This window comes from Amycolatopsis stemonae (genome assembly GCF_054781455.1).
This window is the reverse complement of sequence record NZ_BAAGUJ010000011.1, coordinates 135,674-154,735: the sequence shown is the minus strand read 5'-3', so window position 1 is coordinate 154,735 and position 19,062 is coordinate 135,674. Positions and strand designations below refer to the sequence as shown.

Here is a 19,062-nt window from a genome sequence, read left to right as displayed (position 1 = left end):
GGACGTGGCCGGGCCCGCAGACCCGCCGGATCACCGGCGCGTCGGGGAACCCCCCGGACCGCGGCTCTCCGGCACCGGGGCGTACGGGGCTCGCAACGCACCCGTACGCCCCGAAGCCGTTGTGGCACAAGGGAGTCAGCCGGCCAGGCCGACGTGCAGGAACGCCAGCACGGCGCCGGGCCCGACGAGCACGCAGATGCCGAGCCCGCCGAACAGCGGCTCGTCGTCCCGGACCATCTTCACCAGCAACCCGACGGCCACCACGACGGTGGCCAGCAGCAAGAGCAATACGACAACAGGCACTTCCCGGTCCTTCGCGCAGCAGTGAGCACGACGCCGGGCAACGGCGCCGCGAACGGTCTCAGCTCGCGAAGGAGGGCGGTGCGCGGGTGGAGCGCGACGTCGACGGTGCGACGTCCGGAGGTGCCTCGCCGGTGCGCTCGACCCGCGTCCGCCACGAGGTCGTGGGGGTGAGCGGCGAGGCCGGGGTCAGCGCCCAGGGGACCGGGGCGGTCGACGGCGCGCGCGGTGCGGCCTGCCGGCCCGTGACGAGGTCGTGCGTCTGCAGGGCAGCCACGACCGGGCCGTCGGGACCCGGTGTCCACGAAGGAACCGCGGCCGTCCCGCCGAAGAACAGCAGGACAGCGAGCAGCAACCCGAGGCGGTGGCGCCGCCCCGGGTTGCCGTGCTGTCCGAATCGTCCGATGCGGTCAGGCTACCTCAGCCACCGCCGTAGGTCGCCTGGGTGACCGCGAAGACGTTGCGGCTGCCCGCGCCTTCCTGCAGCGACCACAGCAGGTCGGCGGCGGTGTCGTCCTCCCAGTAGGACAGGCTCTCGCCGCTGCCCACCCACGCGAACGTGGACGGGCCGGCGGTCGGCGTCCAGTAGTAGAGCTGCTTCGAGCCGGACGAATTGAACCACCAGCGCCCGTTGTGGGACGCCACGCCGTTCAGCTTGTACCACGGCAGCTGCAGGGCCTGGCTCGCCGTCGTCGTCGCGGCGAACGTGCCGGACGACGCGAACGGGTAGCGGATCGCCCGCGGCGCGCGGTTCGGGTAGTCCGTGCAGCCGGACGAGCAGGTGTACTCCGTCATGACGATCGACTTGCTCACCCGGTCGAGGGAGATCGACGACCACGCGAGGTTCGTGCCGGAGGTGGTCTTCGACGTGATCGTGCCCACCTGCGGCAGGACGTAGGCGTAGTTGTGGGCGTAGTACGTGCTGCCGCTCTGGTGCCCGATCTGGTCGGCCGTGCCGCCGCTGTCGGTCTTGAGGATCTTGCGCATGTCGAACACGCGCATGCCCTTCCCGGTGTCGGCGACGTACAGGTAGTCGCCGTACCAGGAGACGCCGCCGGCGTGGATCGGGATGTCCTTGAAGTCCGGGGCCGCCGCCGTGCCGGTCGGCTCGACGAGCAGGACCTTCCGGTACTTGTTGGGGTAGGTGGCGTCCCAGTCGACCAGGGTGATCCGGCTGCGGGCCTGGGCGCCGCCGCAGCCGTCCTTGGTGTACCAGCTGACCACGACGAGCTGGTGCCCGTCGTAGTTGCCGCTGTTGGCGGTCCCGACCGCGTCGCGGCTGGTGGTGATGCCCTGCGGGTAGTTCGCGCAGTCGGAGTTGTCGCCGCTGTCGAACCGGAACCCGGTCGACAACCCGGCGACGCCGAACGACGACGGCAGCGCGGTGCGGTCGTGGTTCGCGTTGTCCATGACGGTGTGGACGGCCGCGGTGCCCAGAGCCGAAACGAGAGCGTTGTTGACCGTGTCGAATTGGTTGTAGGTGGCGCTCAGGGTGTACTCGCTCGTGGGCAGGGTGGTCGGCCCGGCCGCGGCCGACGCCGCGGTCGGTGCGGCGACCAGGCCCGCCAGGACACCCGCCGCGACGGCGGCTTGGGTCAATCGGTGGCGCACTGACATGAGACCCCCAGGAGTCCGATGATGCCGGTTCACGCTGGAACCGGGCTGGGTGGATGGGCAACGCTTTCCCGGCGAACGACCGGCGGGCTACCAGCTCGACGGGACGTAGGCCCAGCCGAGGTAGTCGGAACGCTGTGCGTACGTGCTCGTCTGGTACACCGACGGGCCCGTGCTGATCGCGACCCCGCCGCCGAGGGCGAGCATGATGTGCTCGGCGCTGGTGGTGCTGGTGAAGAACACCGCGGCGCCGCCCGGGGCGACCGCCGCCTTGAGTGTGGTTCTCACGGGTCCTCCAGAACGAGTTCGTCCGGCGATCGTCGGTGGCGGCCGTACAAGAGCCGTACAACCCGGCGGGCGGCCTAGTACTTTCCGCCTATCCCGGAGTCCCCGATGATCGGATGTGCGCGCCCGGGGCGGTGGGCGATCTTGGCAGCAAGAGATCGCCCTGCCGTGAGGAGAACACCGATGCACCCGGCCGCCCTGATCCAAGGCCACGAAGAGACCTGGTCGTGGCTCCTGCTCGGCCTGACCGCCGCCGTCCTGCTCGCCTTCGCCGGGTTGTTCCTGGCCGCGCTGGTCAGCATCCTCGGCTCGCGGCTGACCGGCGGCATGAAGCTCGTCTGGGTGATCTTCGCGTTCTGCGCGCCGTTCCTGGGCAGCCTGCTGTGGTTCGTGGTCGGCCGCCGTGACGCGTACCTGGCGGTGCGCCGGTGATCGTCGCGGAAGGGCTCGCGAAGGCCTACCCCGGCGGGGCCGGCGTCGAGGACCTGTCGTTCACCGTGCGGCCCGGCGTCGTGACCGGCTTCCTGGGCCCCAACGGCGCGGGCAAGTCGACGACCATCCGGCTGATGCTCGGCCTGACCCGCGGCCGCGGCCGCACGACGTTCGGCGGCCGGGCCTACGCGGACGTCCCGGGCCCGCTGCGCACGGTGGGTGTGCTCACCGACGCGGCCGCGGTGCACCCGGCGCGGCCGGCCGCCGCGCACCTGCGGATGGTCGCCGCGGGCGGCGGCCTGCCCGTGCGGCGGGTGCGGGAGGTCCTCGCCACCGTCGGCCTGGAGTCCGTCGCCCGGCGCCCGGCCGGCCGGTTCAGCCTCGGCATGAAGCAACGGCTCGGGCTGGCCACGGCCCTGCTCGGCGACCCGGAGTACCTGATCCTCGACGAACCGGCCACCGGGCTCGACCCGGAAGGCGTGCGGTGGATCCGCGACCTGCTGCGGCGCCTGGCGGGGGAGGGGCGCACGATCCTCGCGTCGTCGCACCTGCTGGCCGAGATGTCACTGCTGGCCGACGACCTGATCGTCATCGGCGCCGGGCGGCTCGTCTCGGCCGGGTCGCTCGACGGCTTCGTCCGGCAGCACGCGCACGCCGACGTCGTGGTCCGCGCCGACCAGCCCAGCGTGCTCATGGTCGCGCTGGCGCGAGCCGGGCTGCGCGTGCGGCAAGAGGGCAAGGACGAGCTGGTGATCGCCACCGCCGACACCGAGCGGGTGGCCGCCGTCGCCGGGCACGCGGGCGTCGGCGTGCGCGAGCTGTTCGTGCGGCAGAGCGGGCTGGAAGACGCCTTCCTCGCCGCGACCGCCGCCGCCGTCCGGCACCGGGGGGAGCTGCCGTGAAGCACGCACTGGCCTACGAATGGGTCCGCGTCCGCTCGCTGCGGTCGACGTGGCTGCTGCTGGCCGGCGCGGGCGTCCTGCCGTTCGCGTCGGGCCTCTACTGGGGGCTCAAGCGCGACCTGGGCACGCTCGACGCGTTCACCTCGGCGTTCGGCCTCGTCGACCGGCTCGGGGCGCTGCTGGTCGCCGCGATCGGCGTCGCCGCGTTCGGGCTGGACCACCAGCACGGCACCCTGGCGACCACCCGGCTGGTGCTGCGCTCGCCGGCCCGGATCGTAGCCGCGCGCTCGCTGGTAACCGCCGGGCTCGGGCTGCTCGGCGGGCTGCTGATGGTGGCGCTGACCGCGGCCGGGGTGCGCACCGGAGGGGGTGCCCTGCCCGCCGACGCGGGGGCGGCGGGCAGGGCGGCCGGTGCCGTGGTGCTGCTGACCGTCCTTTCCGGACTCGCCGGCGTGGCGCTGGGCGGGCTTTTGCGTCACCCCGGACTCGCCGTCGGCGTGTTCGCGGTGTGGACGTTCGTCGCGGAGACGGCGTTGGCCACCCTCACCGACGTCCCGGTCGCGGCGCTGCCCTTCAGCGGCACGGCGTTGTCCGCCTGGCCGGGGACCTCGGTGTTCGCGGGCTTGGTCGCACTGGCCCTGGGCGCGACGACGGTCACCCTGGCTCGCCGTGACGGCTGAGGGGCCGCACCCTAACCTGAGCGGGATGAAGCGGTGGCTGAGCTGGTGGGACGGCCGCGTCGTCCTGCTGGCGCTCGACGTCGCGGTGGCGGCGGGCACCATCGCGTTCAGCCTGCTCGGCGGCGACCCGCGCGACCCGCACCCGGCGCTCTACGTCCCGGCGGTGGTCGGCTCCGGGCTCGCGCTGCTGGCGCGGCGGCGATGGCCGTTCCTCGTGCTGCTCGCGGCGGTGTGCCTGCTGGCCGACGTGACGCTGCTGCCGGTGACCATCGCGACGTACTCGGTCGCGGCCCGCCACGGCGTCAGCTGGACCACCGGCGCGGCGGCCGTCGTGGCCGGGCTGACCGGCAACGCCTTCGGCCTGCTGCGGCAGCCCGCGGACCTGATGATGGTCACGATCGTGCTCGGGCTGTTCGTCCTGGGCCCGGTGCTCGGCGGGCTGTGGATGCACCAGCGCGCGGCCCTGCTGGCCGTCCTGCGCGAGCGCGCGGACGAGGCCGAGCGCACCCGGACCCTGCTGGCCGACCAGGCGGTGTTCGCCGAACGGCGGCGGATCGCGCGCGAGATGCACGACGTCGTCGCGCACCGCGTGACCGCCGTCGCGCTGCAGGCCGGTGCGCTTTCGCTGCGGGCTCCGGACGAGAAGACCGAGCAGGCGGCCGAAGCCATCCGCGCCACCAGCGCCACCGCCCTCGACGAGCTGCGCGGCATCCTGCGCGTGCTGCGCGACGACGTTCCGGCCGGCGACGTCGGCCCCGGGGTGCTCGCGTCGCTCGAGGACCTGGTGGCGGAGGTCGCGGCGACCGGCGCGCGGGTGGAGCTCACGCTCCCGGACCCGCTGCCCGCCGTGCCGGACCAGGTCGGCCGGGCCGTGTACCGGGTGGTGCAGGAGTCGTTGACCAACGCGGGGAAGCACGCGCCGCACGCGGCGGTCGACGTCCGGCTGGCCGTCTCGGGCGACCGGCTGGCGGTCGAGGTGACCAACCGGCTGACCCCGCACGGCAGCGCCGTCCCGGGCGCCGGCTACGGCCTGGTGGGCATGCGGGAACGCGTCGAACTGGCCGGCGGCGACCTGCGCACCGGCCCGACCGGCGACGGCCGGTTCCGGGTGCTGGCGGGCTTTTCGGTGGGGGAGGGCGAGTGACGGTCAAGGTCGTGCTGCTGGAGGACGAGGAACTGGTCCGCAGCGGCATCCGGATGATCCTCGAGTCGGCCGACGACGTCGAGGTGGTCGCGGAGGACACGAACGGCGAGCGGGCGGTCGAGCTGACCGACCGCTTCCGGCCGGACGTCGTGCTCACCGACGTCCAGATGCCGAAGGTCGACGGCATCGAGGTGGTCAAGCGGCTGGCCGCCCACCCGGCCGCCCCGGCGGTGGTGGTGCTGACGACGTTCGACGTCGACGAGTACGTGTACGCGGCCCTGCGCCACGGCGCGACGGGGTTCCTGCTGAAGGACACGCCCCCGCGCGAGCTGGTGACGGCGGTCCGGGTCGCGGCCCGCGGCGAGGCGATGCTGTCGCCGAAGATCACCAAGCGGCTGTTGACGGATTTCGCGTCCGGTGGCGGGACTTCGCGAGCGCGGGCGCGGCTGTCGGCGTTGACGCCGCGGGAACACGACGTGGCCGTCCACATCGGACGCGGGCTCGGCAACGCCGAGATCGCGAAGGCGCTGGTGGTCAGCGAGTCGACCGTGAAGGTCCACATCGGGCACATCATGGCCAAGCTGGAGGCGGCGAACCGGACCCAGGTGGCCATCCTCGTCCACGACGCGGGCTTGAGCTAGCGCGCGGCCCGGCGGTCGAGGATCTTCAGCGACTGCTCGCACCAGCGGAGGTTCTCCCGTTCGAACGCCAGCCCGCGCATCAGCGTCAGGTACGGGCCGACGCGCTCGGCCCCGGCGAGGTAGTCGTCCTCGAACCGGCCGTCCAGCAGGCCCGCGCGCAGCCGCTCGTAGCGGGCGATCTTCGTCTCCGCACGGGTCATCCGGTCCTCGAGCGCCCGGCGGACCGCTTCCGCGTCGCCGACGTCGACCGCCTGGACCTGGATCAGCAGCTCGTCGCGGACGACGCCCGGCCGCGGCGGGCCCGCCGTGAACTCGTGCAGGGCCCGCCGGCCCGCTTCGGTCAGGGAGAACAGCCGTTTGTCCGGGCGCTTCTCCTGGTGGACGAGCCGGGCCCGGACGAGGCCGTCCGCCGCCATGCGGTCGAGTTCGCGGTAGAGCTGCTGGGGGGTCGCCGGCCAGTAGTTCGCCACCGACGCGTCGAACCCCTTCGCCAGGTCGTAGCCGGAGGCCTCGCCTTCCAGGAGCGCCGCCATCAGCGCGTGACGCAGGGCCATACTCAACTAGTTGAGTGCTTCGCGCTGGATCCGGTCGAACTGCGCGGCCATCGCTTCCGACAGCGCCTGCGCGGCCGACAGCGGCCGGACCATCACCGTGAACTCGTCGATCAGCCCGTCGGCGTCGAAGTGCAGGAAGTCGCAGCCCTCGACGCGCGTGTCACCGATCCGGGCCTCGAAGACCAGCGCGTGGTCCCGGCCTTCGCCGCCGCTCAGCTCGCGGACGTACCGGAAGTCCTCGAACACGCGCAGCACGCCGCGCAGGATGGCGGCCGTGATCGCCTTGCCCGGGTAGGGCTTGAACGCCACCGGGCTGCGGAACACGACGTTCTCGGCCAGCGCGGCGGCCATGGCGTCGGGGTCGCGTGCCTCGACGGCCTTGCGGAAGCTGCTCATGCGTCACCTCACCTACTCAAATAGTTGAGTAGAGACTACCCGCGGCCGCGCGGGTGGCGCCGGGCCACCCGCACGGCCCCGGGTCACGACCGGGCCAGCCAGTCGGCGAGCTTGGTTTCGCCCAGCCGGGCGCCCGGCCCGGGCAGGAGGTCTTCCGCGCCCGGCACCGCGCCGAAGTACGGCGCCCGCGCGTCCGTGACGACCTCGCGCGGGTCTTCCCGCGCGGCCAGCACCGTGCGCACCCACTCGTCGAGACCGAACACCTCCGGGCCCGCGATCTCCGTGATGCCGCCGACCGGCTTCCCGGCCGCGGTCCGCGCGACGGCGGCCGACACCTCGGCGGCCGCCATCGGCTGCACGCCCGCGCCCGGCAGGCGGACGACGCCGTCGACGGTCGAGGTGTCCGCGATGCCGGCGGCGAACTCGAAGAACTGCGTCGCGCGCACGATCGAGAACGGCAGGCCCGACTCGGTGATCAGCCGCTCCTGCGCGAGTTTGGCGCGGAAGTACCCGACGCCGGGCTGCCGGTCCGTGCCCACCACCGACAGCGCGACGTAGTGCCCGGCGCCGGCTTCCTTCGCCGCGGCGACGAGGTTCCCGGTCGAGGTGCGGAAGAACGCCATGACGTCGTCGTCGGCGAACGACGGCGAGTTCGACACGTCGATCAGGACGTCCGCGCCCAGCAACACCTCCTTCACCCCTTCGCCGGTCACGGTGTTCACGCCCGTGCTCGGCGCGGCGGCGACCGCGTCGTGGCCGTGTTCGGCCAGCCGTGCGACCACTTTCGTGCCGATCAGGCCCGTTCCGCCGATGACGACGAACTTCATGTCCGCACCCTCCGTCCGGAGCCGTCCCGGCCGGTCCGGAACGACTGCACACCACCAGGACAAGACAGCGGGCTCGTTCGTGACGACCGGTCGCTACGCTGCCACCCGAACCCCGCAGCCGGAAGGATCCGCACGCATGGAGGACACCGGCCTCGACGAGGCGGCGGCGGTCTTCGCCGAGGTGCGGCCGCGGCTGTTCGGCATCGCCTACCGGATGCTGGGCAGCGCCGCCGACGCCGAGGACCTCCTCCAGGAGGTGTGGCTGCGCTGGCAGGCCTGCGACCGCGCCGCGGTGCGCACGCCCGCGGCCTACCTCGCCACGACCGCCACGCGACTGGCGATCAACGCGACCAAGACCGCCTACGCGCGGCACGAGACCTACGTCGGCCCGTGGCTGCCGGAGCCCGTGGACACCTCGGCCGACCCGCAGCTCGGCGCCGAACGGGGCGCCGCGCTGGAGTTCGCGGTGCTGCTCCTGCTGGAGAAGCTGACGCCGACCGAGCGCGCGGCCTACGTGCTGCGCGAGGCGTTCGACTACCCGTACCGCGAAATCGCCGAAGTCGTGCGGACGACCGAGGCCGCGGCCCGCCAGCTGGTCAGCCGCGCGCGCAGGCACCTCGCGGCGCAGCGGCGGGCCCCGGCCGGGCCGGCCGAGCAGCGCCGCCTCCTGACCGCCTTCGTCGCGGCGGCCCAGGCCGGCGACTTGTCGACACTGGAGAAGCTGTTCGCGGCCGACGTGGTCAGCTACTCCGACGGCGGCGGCGTCGCCCGCGCGTCCCGGATCCCGGTGCGCGGCGCGACGACCGTGGCGAAGTACGTCCGCGCGTTCCACGACCGCTTCTGGGTGGGCGTCACGGTGACCCCGGCGATGGTCAACGGCGCCCACGCCGTGCTGCTTTCCCGCGACGGCGAGGTGTTCGCCGTGCTCACCGTCACGGCGTCGGCCGAGGGCATCGACCAGGTGCTGTGGATGATGAACCCGGGCAAGCTCGCCGCCGTATAACGCCCTACACGGCGGCGTTCTGCGCCGCGTACCGGGCGCGCAGGGCCTTCTTGTCCGGCTTGCCCAGCCCGGTCATCGGCAGCGACTCGGCGACGATCACCTGCTTGGGTACGTGCACCGGTCCCTTGCGCTCGCGCACTTCCGCCTGGATCTCGGCGGTCATCCGCTCGATCGCGGCCTCGCCGGTGCCGGCGTCCGAGCGCAGCACGACGACCGCCGTCACGGCTTCGCCCCACTTGTCGTCCGGGGTCCCGATCACGCCGACCTGCGCGACGGCCGGGTGTTCGGCCACGACGTCCTCGACCTCGCGGGGGAACACGTTGAAGCCGCCGGTGACGATCATGTCCTTGACGCGGTCGACGATGAACCAGAAACCGTCCTCGTCCTCGCGGGCGACGTCGCCGGTGTGCAGCCAGCCGTCGCGGAACGTCTCGGCCGTCACCTCGGGGAGGTTCCAGTAGCCGCCGGCGAGCAGCGGGCCGGCCACGCAGATCTCGCCGGGCTCGCCGGGCGCGACCGGGTTGCCCTCCTGGTCGAGCAACGCCGTGCGCAGGAACGCCGACGGCCGCCCGCACGAGGACAGCCGCGCGTCGTCGTGGTCGCCCTTGGCGAGGTAGCTGATCGCCATCGGGGCCTCGGACTGGCCGTAGTACTGCGCGAAGATCGGCCCGAACCGGTCGATCGCCTCCTTCAGCCGCACCGGGTTGATCGACGCGGCGCCGTAGTAGACCGTCTGCAGCGAAGACAGGTCGCGCGTGCGCGAGTCGGGGTGGTCCATCAGGGCGTAGAGCATGGTCGGCACCAGCATCGTGGCCGTGATCCGCTGCTCTTCGATGATCCGCAGGACCCCGGCGGGGTCGAACTTCGGCACGACGACCAGCGAGCCGCCCTTCAGCAGCGTCGGCGCGAAGAACGCCGCGCCGGCGTGGGAAAGCGGCGTGCAGATGAGGAACTTCGGCGCCTCGGGCCACTCCCATTCGGCGAGCTGGATCTGCGTCATCGTCGCCATCGCCTGCGCGGTGCCCATGACGCCCTTCGGCTTCCCGGTCGTCCCGCCGGTGTAGGTGATCGAGACGACCTGGTCCGGCGGCAGCTCGGCGGGCGCCAGCGGCCGCGGCTCGAAGGTCGCGGCCGTCGCGGTCAGGTCCTTGCCGACGTGGGCGAGCTCGTCCGGCACCGGCCCGATGGTGAGCACCTGGGTGAGGCCGGGGACCTTGTCGAGCAGGCCGAGCGCGCGCTCGACGAAGGCGGGCACCGGGTCGATGATCAGCGTCGTGATGCCGGCGTCGCCGAGGATGTAGGCGTGGTCGTCGAGCGAGCCCAGGGGGTGCAGCGCGGTCCGCCGCGACCCCTGCATCTGCCCGGCGGCGATGATGAGCAGGACCTCGGGCCGGTTCAGCGACAGCAGCGCCACGGCCGCGCCCGTGCCGGCGCCGAGCACTTCGAAGGCCTGGGCGTACTGGCTGACCTGCTCGGCGGTCCGGCCGCCGGTCATCGTGGTCTCGCCCAGCGTCATCACGGGCGCGTCCCGGTGGCGCTTGAGGGCGGAGACGACCAGATGCCCGAGGTGGTTCGGATACCGCATCGCCTGCTCGTCCATCCCGGTCCCTTCGACGGCGTGATACTAGAACACGTTCTCGTTCTTGGCACTATACCGCCACTGCGCAATGCCTGGTGACCTCGGCGATCAGTGGAACAGGTTTCACTGCCGGTCGCGCTGGTTGAACAGTGTTCACCGAGGTGGTCGCCGTACTGTCCACATCGGACACGGATGGAACCCGTGCCGGAGCGCTCGCCCGCCTGACAAGCCGCGGCCGGGGCCGCCCGGCGCGGAAGAAACCGGGCTTTCGCCCGCCAAGCCTTGCGCGACGCCCGTGGGTGCACCAGGATCGCTGGGCGTTCTGCACGTGCAAGCGCACGGGCAAAGGGGGTGAGGGTGACCGAGGTGGCACCGGCGGTGGCCGAGGCGGCGGACGGCCCGAGCGACGCGGTCCTGATCCAAGCGGTCCGCGGTGGGGACATCGCCGCGTACGGCCGGCTCTACGACCGGCACCTGGTCGCCGCGAAGCGGGTGGCGGCCGCGATCGCGTCGGACGAGGCCGAGCGGGACGACCTCATCGCCGAAGGGTTCTTCCGCGTGCTGCGGATCCTGCGGTCGGGCGAAGGCCCCAACGAAGAACTCCGGCCCTACCTGCTGACGACGATCCGGAACACGATGATCAGCTGGCGCCGGCGCGACTCGGCGCTCTCGCTGGTCGCCGAGGTGCCGGACGTCCTGCCGGGCGAGGGCAGCGACGAGCCCGTCGGCAGCCGGATGCACGCCACCGTCGCGGCGGACGCGTTCGCGAGCCTGCCCGAGCGGTGGAAGACCGTGCTGTGGCGCACCGAAATCGAGGGCGAGTCGCCGGCGCGGATCGCGCAGGACCTCGGGATGACACCGAACGGCGTCGCCGCGCTCGCCTACCGCGCCCGGGAAGGGCTCCGGCAGGCCTACCTCGACCAGCACGTCCCCGCGGCCCGGCGGCGCACCTGCCGGATCGTCTCCGGTCAGCTCGCCCGCTGGGTGCGCGACGGCGTCGGGGACCACAAGGCGCACCGGATCACGACCCACCTGGACCGCTGCCCGGACTGCCGGAAGCTGGCCACCGGCCTCAAGGAGCTCAACGAAGAGCTGCCCGCCACCCTCGCGCCGCTCATCCTGGGCGTCCCGGTCGTGACGCACTGGCTGACCGGCTCGCTCGCCTCGTCCGGGGCCGCCACGAGCACGGGCGCGTCGGTCCTGTCGTGGGCCACGGCGGCGAAGGTCGCCGCCGCGAGCGCGGCGATCGTCACGACGGTGACCATCGGGGCGAGCTCGTCCGACATCGCCCCGCCCACGGCGCCGGGCGCGGAAGGCACGACGGTGCAGCCGGTCTCGTCCCGGCCCGGCACGCGGGCCCCGGCGGCCGGCCAGGAAGAGCCGTCCGGCTCGGCCGCCGGCCTCACGTCGGACGCGCCCGCGCCGTCGTCGGACGCGGCGGGCGCCGCGGCGCAGCCGACGGCCACCGGGGAGAACGCCGCCACGGCCACGAACGACAAGCAAGCGGCCAAGGAGTCGAGCAAGGCCGCGAAAGAGTCGTCGAAGGAAGCCGCCAAGGAGTCGAGGCAGGCGGCGAAAGAGTCGAAGAAGGCGGAGAAGACGCAGCAGCCGACCGGGTAACCCGGTCGGCAGGGTTGCGGCAGCCGGCAGAGCCGGTACTCGGCCTGGTAGGTCGCCTCGGTCGCCGGGGCGACGCTGTTCTGCGTCCGCACCCAGTTGGAGAACGCGCGCTTGGCTGTCGCGTCGCGATCTTCGGGGACGGGCGAGCGGCCCGATGGTTCCGACGGTAACAGATTTCTGCTAGCGTTGGAAATATCATCGATAACACGCCGCGGGAAGGGCAGTGCATGATCGTCATCACCGGGGGAACGGGCAAACTCGGCGCGCAGGTCGCCGACCGGCTGCTGCGACGGGTGCCGGCCGAGCGGATCGGGGTGAGCGTCCGCGATCCCGGGCGCGCGAGCGACCTGGCCGGCCGGGGGATCCGCGTGCGGCGCGGCGACTTCGCCGACCCGGCGTCGCTCGCGGACGCGTTCGAAGGGGCGGCCCAGGTCCTCGTCGTCTCGACCGACGCGACCGGCGAGGCGGCCATCGCGCACCACGTTGCGGCGATCGAGGCCGCGCGAGACGCCGGGGCGAAGCGGATCCTCTACACGAGCCACCAGGCGGCCGCCGAAGACTCGCTCTTCGCGCCGATGCCCGACCACGCCGCGACCGAGCGCCACCTGGTCGCGGCGGGCACGGCGGTCACCGTGCTGCGCAACGGTTTCTACGCGAGCACGGTCCCGCTGCTGCTGGGGCCGGCGCTCGAAACCGGCGAACTCGTCGCGCCCGCCGACGGGCCCGTGTCGTGGACCGCGCACGCCGATCTCGCCGAAGCGGCAGCCGTCGTCCTCGCCGACGAGGGCCGGTTCGACGGGCCGACCCCGCCGCTGACCGCGCCGGTCGCGCTCGACCTGGCCGACGTCGCGGGCATCGTCACCGAGCTGACCGGCCGGACCGTCCGCCGGGTCGTCGCGGACGACGACGACTGGGTGGCCGGCCTGGTCGGGCACGGCGTCCCGGCCGCGCGGGCCGAATTGCTGCTCGGCATGTTCCGGGCCGCCCGCCGGGGCGAGTTCGCCGTCACCGGCCCGGACCTGGAAGACCTGCTCGGACGGCCCGCGACGCCGCTGCGGGCGGTCCTCGCCGAGCACTATGAACGGGGTGTATAAACCCCGGCTATACACCCTGTGTACAGTTGCGGGCATGTCGATCGGACACACCCTGCTCGGGCTGCTGGAAAACGGCCCCCGCCACGGCTACGACCTCAAGCGCGCCTACGACGACCGGTTCGGGCACGACCGGCGCGTCCACTACGGCCAGGTCTATTCGACCCTGGCCCGGCTGCTCAAGCAGGGGCTCGTCGAAGCGGACGGCATCGAGGCGGGCGGCGGTCCCGAGCGGAAGCGCTACGCGATCACCGAGGCCGGGGTCGCCGATGTCGGCAGCTGGCTGGCAACCCCGGAGAAGCCGGACGCGTACCTGCACAACACGCTCTACACCAAGGTCGTGCTGGCGTTGCTGTCCGGCCGCCCGGCCGCCGACGTCCTCGACGTCCAGCGCACGGCGCACCTCGACGCGATGCGCGAGCTGACCCGCCGCAAGACCGGGGGCGACCTGGTCGACCAGCTGGTCTGCGACCACGCGCTGTTCCACCTCGAGGCCGACCTCCGGTGGCTGGAGCTGACCGCGGCCCGGCTCGACCAGCTGGCGGAGGCGGTCGCGTGAGCGCGCCGGGGGACGTCCTGCTGGTGGCCGACGGCGTGCGGAAGGCCTACGGGCCCACGAAGGCGCTGACATCGGCGAGCCTGAGCGTGCGCGCGGGCGAGGTCGTGGCCCTGATGGGCCCGTCCGGCGCCGGCAAGTCGACGCTGCTGCACTGCCTGGCCGGGATCGTCCGGCCGGACGCCGGGACGGTCCGGTACCGGGGTGGCGACCTGGCCGCCCTGACCGACCGCGCGCGCTCGGCCCTGCGCCGCACGGACTTCGGGTTCGTCTTCCAGTTCGGCCAGCTCGTCCCCGAGCTCACCTGCCTGGAGAACGTGGCCCTGCCGCTGCGGCTGAACGGCGAGCGCGGCCGGGTCGCCGCGCGGCGCGCGAAGGAGCTGCTCGCCGAGTTCGGCCTCGAGGGCGTCGCCGGCAAGCGGCCCGGCGAGGTCTCCGGCGGCCAGGGCCAGCGAGTGGCGGTGGCCCGCGCGCTCGTGACCGGGCCGCGCGTCGTCTTCGCCGACGAGCCGACGGGTGCGCTCGACTCGCTCAACGGCGAGCAGGTGATGCAGCTGCTGACCACCGTGGCCCGCGAGCGGTCGACGGCGATCGTCCTGGTGACGCACGAACCCCGCGTCGCCGCGTACTCCGACCGCGAGGTCGTGGTGCGCGACGGCCGGACGCGGGAGCTGGAGGTGATCCGGTGATCCGGCGCTGGACGGCGGATCTCGGGCTCGGGATGCGCCTGGCCCTCGGCGGCGGGGGAGCGCGCACGGCCTTGCTGCGCCTCGCGCTGACCGCCGTCGGCGTCGGTCTCGGCGTAGTCGTCCTGCTCACGGCCACGTCGGTGCCGCACATCCTCGGCGCCCGCGACGACCGGTCGTCGGCACGGCTGGCCGACGTCAGCGCGGTGGTCGACGGCGTCGACCCGGTGTTCGCCCTCGCCCGGCAGGACGAGTTCCGCGGCGTCGGGGTCCAGGGCTACCTCGTCCAGCCGACCGGACCGCGGCAGCCCGCCGTGCCGGGCGTCGAGCGGCTGCCGGGGCCGGGGGAGGCGGTCCTGTCCCCGGCGCTGGCCGAGCTTCTCCGGTCGCCGGAGGGCGAGCTGCTGCGCGGGCGCTTCCCGCAGCGCGTGGCCGGGTCGATCGGGGACGCCGGGCTGACCGGGCCGAACGAGCTGTACTTCTACGTCGGCTCGGATTCCGTGGCGCGGCAACCGGACGCCGCGCCGGTGAGCCGGTTCGCGGCCGCGCCCGCGCGGCGGAGCCTGTCCTCGCTCGAGCTGCTGCTGGTCGTCGTGGGCGCGACGACGTGCCTGGTCCCGGTGTTCGTCTTCGTCGTGACCAGCACGCGGCTGTCGGCGGCGACCCGGGACCGGCGGCTCGCCGCGCTGCGCCTGGTGGGCGCCGACCGCGGCCAGGTGCGCCGGATCGCCGCCGGCGAGGCCCTGCTCGGCTCGCTCGCCGGGCTGCTGCTCGGCGTCGGCCTGTTCCTGCTCGTGCGCGTGCTGGTCCCGATGATCACCGTGTCCGCCTTCCGCGGCGGCATCTTCGGCGCCGACATCGTGCCCGACTGGCGGCTCGGCGTGCCCGCTTTGCTGGCGCTGCCGGTACTGGCCTGCGCGGCGGCGGTGTTCGCGCTGCGGCAGGTCGTCATCGAGCCGCTGGGCGTCGTGCGGCGCGGGACGCGGACGCGGCGGAAGCTGGGGTGGCGCGTGCTGCCGGCCGTCGCCGGGGCCGCGGTGCTGGCCGTCCGCCCCGGCGAGCACGACGTCCAGGATCCGGCGGTGATCGCCGGTGTCGTGCTCGTCCTGGTGGCCGTGCCCCTGCTGCTGCCGTGGCTGGTCGAGCGGGTCGCGGGCCTGCTGCGCGGCGGGTCTCCCGCCTGGCTGCTCGCCGTGCGCCGCCTCCAGCTGGACAGCGCCACGGCCGCGCGTCTGGTGAGCGGGGTCGCGGTGGTGCTGGCGGGATCCATCGCGCTGCAGAGCGTCTACGACCGCGCCGAGCGCGAACAGCCCGCGGCGCGGGACGTCCAGGTGCTCGCGAACCACTTCGCCACCAGCCTCGCGGACGGCCGGGCGTTCACCGCCGCGCTCCACGCGTTGCCCGGGCAGCACGACCTGCCGGTGCGGACCGCCGGCCTGGTCGAAAACGCCGCCGGCGAGCGGAGCTCGGTCGTCGTCGCGACCTGCCCCGAACTGCGCGCCGAGGCCGGGATCGAGGACTGCCGCGAAGGCGAGGTCTACGCGGCGGGAACCGACGGCTACCAGCCGGCGCCGGGGGAGAGCGTGTGGTTCTCCGGCGCCCGGCGCGCCGACCCGAGCGTGCCTCCACAGTGGACGGTCCCGGCGGTGCACCGGGTGCCCGGCGCCGGCCCGGCGACGCTGCTCGTCACCCCGCCCGCGCTGGCGACGGCGTCGGGGGTCGGGCTGAGCCAGTCGGTCAGCATCCCGGCCGCCGACGCGGACCTCGTCGAACGGGTCCGGAACGCGGTGGGGTGGAACGGGACCGCGTTCTCGCTCGGCACCGGGCGGGACGGCACGTACGCGCTGATCACCCGCGTGCTGTCGGTGGGTTCGGTGCTGGTGCTGCTGTTCGTCGCGGGCAGCCTGCTGATCGCCGCGTGGGAGCAGCTGCGCGAACGGCGGCGTAGCCTGGCCACCTTGACGGCGAACGGCGTCGGGCGCGGGGTGCTCGCGCGGTCACTGGTGTGGCAGCTGGCGATCCCGGTGGCGGTCGCGGTGCTCGTCGCCGTGCCCGCCGGGCTCGTCCTCGACTGGCTGGTGCTGACGCTGGTGGTGCACCGGCCGATGGTCGTGGACCTCCCGGCCATCGCGGTCCTGGCGGTGACCGCGATCGCCGCGGTACTGGTCGTGACGGCCTTGACGCTGCCCGCGTTGTGGCGGACCACGAGCCTGGAGAATCTGCGGGAAGAATGAACCGGAACGGTGGCGGGTCCGGATTTTTCCGGATCCGCCACCGCGCGCGAAGTTCTTTCGGGACAACCACTCCGCCCGAAAAGGCACCCTCTTCGACGTTGCGTCGAATTCCGTTCTCGGAGATCGTGAATACGCCGATATTCGCCGATCCACGATTTCGAGGCGATCCGATGCGTATCATGTACGACGCGGTCACCGCGGGCAACATCCTCAAGAAGGACCGGCGGCCCGCCCTGGTGGCGGGATACGTCGACCGGATCAAGCTGGCGCCGTGGAGCGCCGCGGACTGGGCCCTCTTCCCGGACGCGCTGAAGGTGCGGATCGTCAAGAAGCCGTCCACCAACGACGGGCACGTCCTCGACGTGGAGGTGGGCGACGCCACGCCCGCGCAGGCACCGGGCTGGGCCCGGATGCGGCGGCAGTCGGGGTTCGCGCACCCGGTCGTCTACTGCAACCGGTCGACCTGGCCGAAGGTGCGGGCCGCGTTCGCCGAACAGGGTGTCGCGCCGCCGCTCTACTGGATCGCCACGGCCACCGGGCGAGCCGAAATCCCCGACGGCGCGATCGCCGCGCAGTACCTGCTCGACGTCGCGCCCGGCATCGACGTCTCCGTCGTCGCCGACTTCTGGCCCGGCGTGGATTCCGCGTCACCCCAGTCCGTCCAACCGGAAGTGGAAATCATGGAACGCATCACCGTCACGCCGCCCAACGCCGACGAGAACACGGTCCGCCTGAACCTGTCCGGCAGTGCCGGCGCCGCCGTCATCGTCCGCCCGCGGATCAACGGCGACGGCCTGTCGAGGCCCATGTGGGTCGGCAACATCTTCGCGTGGGGCTCGGACAAGACGGGCATCGGCCACAACCCGAAGGCCGACCCGCACTACGACGACCGCCTGACGTCCCACCGCCGGTTCGACCTGCCGGGCGCGTTGTGGGCCGACCTCGAATACAGCGCCGCGGAGGAGTTCGACATCGACGTCGTCGGCTGAAGGCGGCTCAGGCGGTCAGCCAGTCCGTGCACCACCACGCGTTCTGCTTCTGGCACGCGCGGAAGGTGCTGACCGGGTTGGCCGACGTGCCCGGCGTGACCGCGCTGCAGCCGGAGCTGCTGCCGTTCGCGTCGTCCACGTACCCGGACTTCCCGTTGCGGAGCCGGTACTCCGTGCGGAAGCCGTAGCCGTCGCTCGCGGTGTCGCACGAGTAGACGCGGGTGTGGCTGGTGGTCACGCCGCCGTAGCCGCAGCGGAACTGGCCCTGGTAGAGGCAGCCGTAGACCTCGCCGACGGCGTCGTGCGCCGACGCCGCGGGCGCGAAGGCGACCGTTCCGGCGAGGGCGACGAACGCCGCGGCGGCGACGGTGGGCAGGGTGCGGTTCGGCACGGTTCCTCCTGGTGGCTCCGGGGTGTGTGATCCCCTCACTCCGGAGGTACCGAACTGGTTGGGGCCGGGCCGGGGACGTCACCCGGTCGGCGCAGTGGCGCTCAGCCGAGGTGGTTGCGGAGGAAGGCGATGCCCGCGTCCGTGACGTGCTGCAGGTTCCGCTCGCCGTAGAAGTGGCCGGCACCGTGCAGGCGGATGAGGTCCGCGTCCGCGCCGGCTCGCCAGTACGCCGCCACCAGCGCTTCGCTGTGGGCGATGGGGATGCCCGCGTCGTCGGTGCCGTGCGCCAGCAGCAGGGGAGCGGCGGTCGCCGACACGTGGAGCAGTGGGCTGGCGGTCGCGCCGGGACACCAGTCGTGCGGGTCGTGACCGCTGCTGTGCAGGGGAGAACCCGGCGGCGGCGGTGGGATGTGCGTGAAGTCCGTGGGCGGGCTCCACGCGACCGCCGCGCCGACGCCGCTCGACGGCCCCGTGATGCCGAGGTCGCCCTCGAAGCCGGGGTTCTCCGCCGTCACGGCGAGCATCGCGGCCAGGTAGCCGCCCGCGGAGTGGCCCCAGGCCGCGACGCGCCCGGCGTCGAGGGCCAGTTCTCCGGCGTGGTGGCGCACCCAGCGGACCGCGGCCTTGACGTCGTGGACCTGCGCGGGAAACGGCGCCTCGCGCCCGTGCCGGTACTGGGCCCGCGCGACGGCGAACCCCGCCGCCACCAACCGGTCCGTGACGCGGTCGCCGAACCGGCTGTGCTTGTGCGAGCCGGCCGCCGGTGCGCCGCCGTACAGGTACACCACCACCGGGTGACTCCCGGCCCCGGCCGGGACGACGAGGTCCAGCAGCAGCGGCCGGTAGCCGGCCAGGGTCGCCACCAGAGCGTCCTGATAGGACACTCGTGTCTCGGTCCGTTCGGCCCGGGGCAGGACGAGCGGGGCACGCGAAGCAATCACGCGACTACTATCGGGTGGCACGCGCGAGGGGGGCCAGCCGTATCAGGATGCGGGAGAGGCGGCCGCCGTGCCGGGTCACCGGGAGGCAAGGCCGATCGACCCGCGAACGCCGTCTCGCTGGTCACCGCCGTCGGCTCGGCGCTGTGCCTCCCCGGCCCGCGAGGGGGGCGAAGAAGTGACCGTCCGGGTGCGCTCCG

The 19,062-nt window shown here is 73.3% G+C and carries 22 protein-coding genes; 12 read left to right on the top strand and 10 right to left on the bottom strand.

Features of this window, described 5'->3' with window-relative positions:
- Positions 1-135 precede the first annotated feature (135 nt).
- The 4 genes from ACYVLJ_RS33990 to ACYVLJ_RS33975 all read right to left on the bottom strand — a co-directional run bounded on the left by ACYVLJ_RS33990 (position 136) and on the right by ACYVLJ_RS33975 (position 2,202).
- Positions 136-303 carry a hypothetical protein gene (locus ACYVLJ_RS33990; protein ID WP_451985279.1) on the bottom strand — a complete coding sequence of 56 codons (168 nt, stop codon included), beginning with the start codon at positions 301-303 and terminating at the stop codon, positions 136-138.
- Between the two features lie 58 nt (positions 304-361).
- On the bottom strand, positions 362-655 hold the full coding sequence (locus ACYVLJ_RS33985; protein WP_460441742.1) for a hypothetical protein: 294 nt from the start codon (positions 653-655) through the stop codon (positions 362-364).
- A 65-nt stretch (positions 656-720) separates the two neighbouring features.
- On the bottom strand, positions 721-1,917 hold the full coding sequence (locus ACYVLJ_RS33980) for a hypothetical protein (RefSeq protein WP_460441741.1): 1,197 nt from the start codon (positions 1,915-1,917) through the stop codon (positions 721-723).
- 87 nt (positions 1,918-2,004) lie between these two features.
- Positions 2,005-2,202, bottom strand: a complete 198-nt coding sequence (locus ACYVLJ_RS33975; RefSeq protein WP_460441740.1) for a hypothetical protein — start codon at positions 2,200-2,202, stop codon at positions 2,005-2,007.
- A 180-nt stretch (positions 2,203-2,382) separates the two neighbouring features.
- Between ACYVLJ_RS33975 and ACYVLJ_RS33970 the strand changes: the two genes are divergently transcribed.
- From ACYVLJ_RS33970 to ACYVLJ_RS33950, 5 genes are read left to right on the top strand one after another with little or no spacing between them, the layout of a single operon-like run.
- Entirely contained in the window at positions 2,383-2,631 is a 249-nt protein-coding gene (locus ACYVLJ_RS33970) for a PLD nuclease N-terminal domain-containing protein (RefSeq protein ID WP_460441739.1), read from the top strand.
- On the top strand, positions 2,628-3,533 hold the full coding sequence (locus ACYVLJ_RS33965) for an ABC transporter ATP-binding protein (RefSeq protein ID WP_460441738.1): 906 nt from the start codon (positions 2,628-2,630) through the stop codon (positions 3,531-3,533). The genes ACYVLJ_RS33970 and ACYVLJ_RS33965 overlap by 4 nt, the downstream gene beginning before the upstream one ends.
- A complete protein-coding gene (locus ACYVLJ_RS33960) occupies positions 3,530-4,213 on the top strand; it encodes a hypothetical protein (RefSeq protein ID WP_460441737.1) in 684 nt (227 codons plus the stop codon). The genes ACYVLJ_RS33965 and ACYVLJ_RS33960 overlap by 4 nt, the downstream gene beginning before the upstream one ends.
- A 25-nt stretch (positions 4,214-4,238) precedes the next feature.
- The gene (locus tag ACYVLJ_RS33955) at positions 4,239-5,357 is read left to right on the top strand and encodes a sensor histidine kinase (protein WP_460441736.1); all 1,119 of its coding nucleotides are present in this window, start codon (positions 4,239-4,241) and stop codon (positions 5,355-5,357) included.
- Complete coding sequence (locus ACYVLJ_RS33950) at positions 5,354-5,998, top strand: transcriptional regulator (protein WP_460441735.1); 645 nt, start codon at positions 5,354-5,356, stop codon at positions 5,996-5,998. Before ACYVLJ_RS33955 ends, ACYVLJ_RS33950 begins: the two co-directional genes overlap by 4 nt.
- On the opposite strand, the gene ACYVLJ_RS33945 is transcribed toward ACYVLJ_RS33950, so the two are convergent.
- The 3 genes from ACYVLJ_RS33945 to ACYVLJ_RS33935 all read right to left on the bottom strand — a co-directional run bounded on the left by ACYVLJ_RS33945 (position 5,995) and on the right by ACYVLJ_RS33935 (position 7,775).
- Positions 5,995-6,552, bottom strand: coding sequence for a PadR family transcriptional regulator (locus ACYVLJ_RS33945; RefSeq protein WP_460441734.1), 558 nt, complete (start codon positions 6,550-6,552; stop codon positions 5,995-5,997). The two genes, ACYVLJ_RS33950 and ACYVLJ_RS33945, sit on opposite strands and share 4 nt — an antisense overlap.
- A gap of 6 nt (positions 6,553-6,558) precedes the next feature.
- Complete coding sequence (locus ACYVLJ_RS33940) at positions 6,559-6,948, bottom strand: nuclear transport factor 2 family protein (RefSeq protein ID WP_451985299.1); 390 nt, start codon at positions 6,946-6,948, stop codon at positions 6,559-6,561.
- Positions 6,949-7,031: 83 nt separating this feature from the next.
- A complete protein-coding gene (locus ACYVLJ_RS33935; RefSeq protein ID WP_460441733.1) occupies positions 7,032-7,775 on the bottom strand; it encodes an SDR family oxidoreductase in 744 nt (247 codons plus the stop codon).
- A gap of 136 nt (positions 7,776-7,911) precedes the next feature.
- Here ACYVLJ_RS33935 and ACYVLJ_RS33930 point away from each other — a divergent pair, with 136 nt between their 5' ends.
- Entirely contained in the window at positions 7,912-8,778 is an 867-nt protein-coding gene (locus tag ACYVLJ_RS33930) for an RNA polymerase sigma-70 factor (RefSeq protein WP_460441732.1), read from the top strand.
- A 4-nt stretch (positions 8,779-8,782) separates the two neighbouring features.
- Here the strand turns inward: ACYVLJ_RS33930 and fadD8 are convergent, their stop codons facing one another.
- Positions 8,783-10,378 (bottom strand): AMP-binding protein, encoded by a 1,596-nt coding sequence (fadD8, locus tag ACYVLJ_RS33925; RefSeq protein WP_460441731.1) that lies wholly within the window; start codon positions 10,376-10,378, stop codon positions 8,783-8,785.
- A gap of 336 nt (positions 10,379-10,714) precedes the next feature.
- Between fadD8 and ACYVLJ_RS33920 the strand changes: the two genes are divergently transcribed.
- The 6 genes from ACYVLJ_RS33920 (at position 10,715) to ACYVLJ_RS33895 (ending at position 17,533) form a co-directional block, all read left to right on the top strand.
- The gene (locus tag ACYVLJ_RS33920) at positions 10,715-11,977 is read left to right on the top strand and encodes a sigma-70 family RNA polymerase sigma factor (RefSeq protein WP_451985307.1); all 1,263 of its coding nucleotides are present in this window, start codon (positions 10,715-10,717) and stop codon (positions 11,975-11,977) included.
- 227 nt (positions 11,978-12,204) lie between these two features.
- Positions 12,205-13,071, top strand: a complete 867-nt coding sequence (locus tag ACYVLJ_RS33915) for a Rossmann-fold NAD(P)-binding domain-containing protein (RefSeq protein WP_460441730.1) — start codon at positions 12,205-12,207, stop codon at positions 13,069-13,071.
- A 34-nt stretch (positions 13,072-13,105) separates the two neighbouring features.
- Complete coding sequence (locus tag ACYVLJ_RS33910) at positions 13,106-13,627, top strand: PadR family transcriptional regulator (RefSeq protein WP_451985311.1); 522 nt, start codon at positions 13,106-13,108, stop codon at positions 13,625-13,627.
- Positions 13,624-14,313 carry an ABC transporter ATP-binding protein gene (locus ACYVLJ_RS33905; protein ID WP_460441729.1) on the top strand — a complete coding sequence of 230 codons (690 nt, stop codon included), beginning with the start codon at positions 13,624-13,626 and terminating at the stop codon, positions 14,311-14,313. The genes ACYVLJ_RS33910 and ACYVLJ_RS33905 overlap by 4 nt, the downstream gene beginning before the upstream one ends.
- Entirely contained in the window at positions 14,310-16,544 is a 2,235-nt protein-coding gene (locus ACYVLJ_RS33900; protein ID WP_460441728.1) for an FtsX-like permease family protein, read from the top strand. Before ACYVLJ_RS33905 ends, ACYVLJ_RS33900 begins: the two co-directional genes overlap by 4 nt.
- Before the next feature lie 170 nt (positions 16,545-16,714).
- Positions 16,715-17,533, top strand: coding sequence for a hypothetical protein (locus tag ACYVLJ_RS33895; protein ID WP_460441727.1), 819 nt, complete (start codon positions 16,715-16,717; stop codon positions 17,531-17,533).
- 7 nt (positions 17,534-17,540) lie between these two features.
- On the opposite strand, the gene ACYVLJ_RS33890 is transcribed toward ACYVLJ_RS33895, so the two are convergent.
- Together ACYVLJ_RS33890 and ACYVLJ_RS33885 are read right to left on the bottom strand one after the other, a co-directional pair.
- A complete protein-coding gene (locus tag ACYVLJ_RS33890) occupies positions 17,541-17,924 on the bottom strand; it encodes a hypothetical protein (RefSeq protein WP_460441726.1) in 384 nt (127 codons plus the stop codon).
- A 101-nt stretch (positions 17,925-18,025) separates the two neighbouring features.
- Positions 18,026-18,865 carry an alpha/beta hydrolase fold domain-containing protein gene (locus tag ACYVLJ_RS33885; RefSeq protein WP_460441725.1) on the bottom strand — a complete coding sequence of 280 codons (840 nt, stop codon included), beginning with the start codon at positions 18,863-18,865 and terminating at the stop codon, positions 18,026-18,028.
- Positions 18,866-19,062: the final 197 nt, after the last annotated feature.

Excerpts from the sequence above, each read along its gene's own strand:
- ACYVLJ_RS33980 (WP_460441741.1), bottom strand. The coding sequence starts at position 1,917 with ATGTCAGTGCGCCACCGATTGACCCAAGCCGCCGTCGCGGCGGGTGTC.
- ACYVLJ_RS33970 (WP_460441739.1), top strand. The coding sequence starts at position 2,383 with ATGCACCCGGCCGCCCTGATCCAAGGCCACGAAGAGACCTGGTCGTGG.
- ACYVLJ_RS33955 (WP_460441736.1), top strand. The coding sequence starts at position 4,239 with ATGAAGCGGTGGCTGAGCTGGTGGGACGGCCGCGTCGTCCTGCTGGCG.
- ACYVLJ_RS33945 (WP_460441734.1), bottom strand. The coding sequence starts at position 6,552 with ATGGCCCTGCGTCACGCGCTGATGGCGGCGCTCCTGGAAGGCGAGGCC.
- ACYVLJ_RS33940 (WP_451985299.1), bottom strand. The coding sequence starts at position 6,948 with ATGAGCAGCTTCCGCAAGGCCGTCGAGGCACGCGACCCCGACGCCATG.
- ACYVLJ_RS33935 (WP_460441733.1), bottom strand. The coding sequence starts at position 7,775 with ATGAAGTTCGTCGTCATCGGCGGAACGGGCCTGATCGGCACGAAAGTG.
- ACYVLJ_RS33930 (WP_460441732.1), top strand. The coding sequence starts at position 7,912 with ATGGAGGACACCGGCCTCGACGAGGCGGCGGCGGTCTTCGCCGAGGTG.
- fadD8 (WP_460441731.1), bottom strand. The coding sequence starts at position 10,378 with ATGGACGAGCAGGCGATGCGGTATCCGAACCACCTCGGGCATCTGGTC.
- ACYVLJ_RS33915 (WP_460441730.1), top strand. The coding sequence starts at position 12,205 with ATGATCGTCATCACCGGGGGAACGGGCAAACTCGGCGCGCAGGTCGCC.
- ACYVLJ_RS33910 (WP_451985311.1), top strand. The coding sequence starts at position 13,106 with ATGTCGATCGGACACACCCTGCTCGGGCTGCTGGAAAACGGCCCCCGC.
- ACYVLJ_RS33895 (WP_460441727.1), top strand. The coding sequence starts at position 16,715 with ATGCGTATCATGTACGACGCGGTCACCGCGGGCAACATCCTCAAGAAG.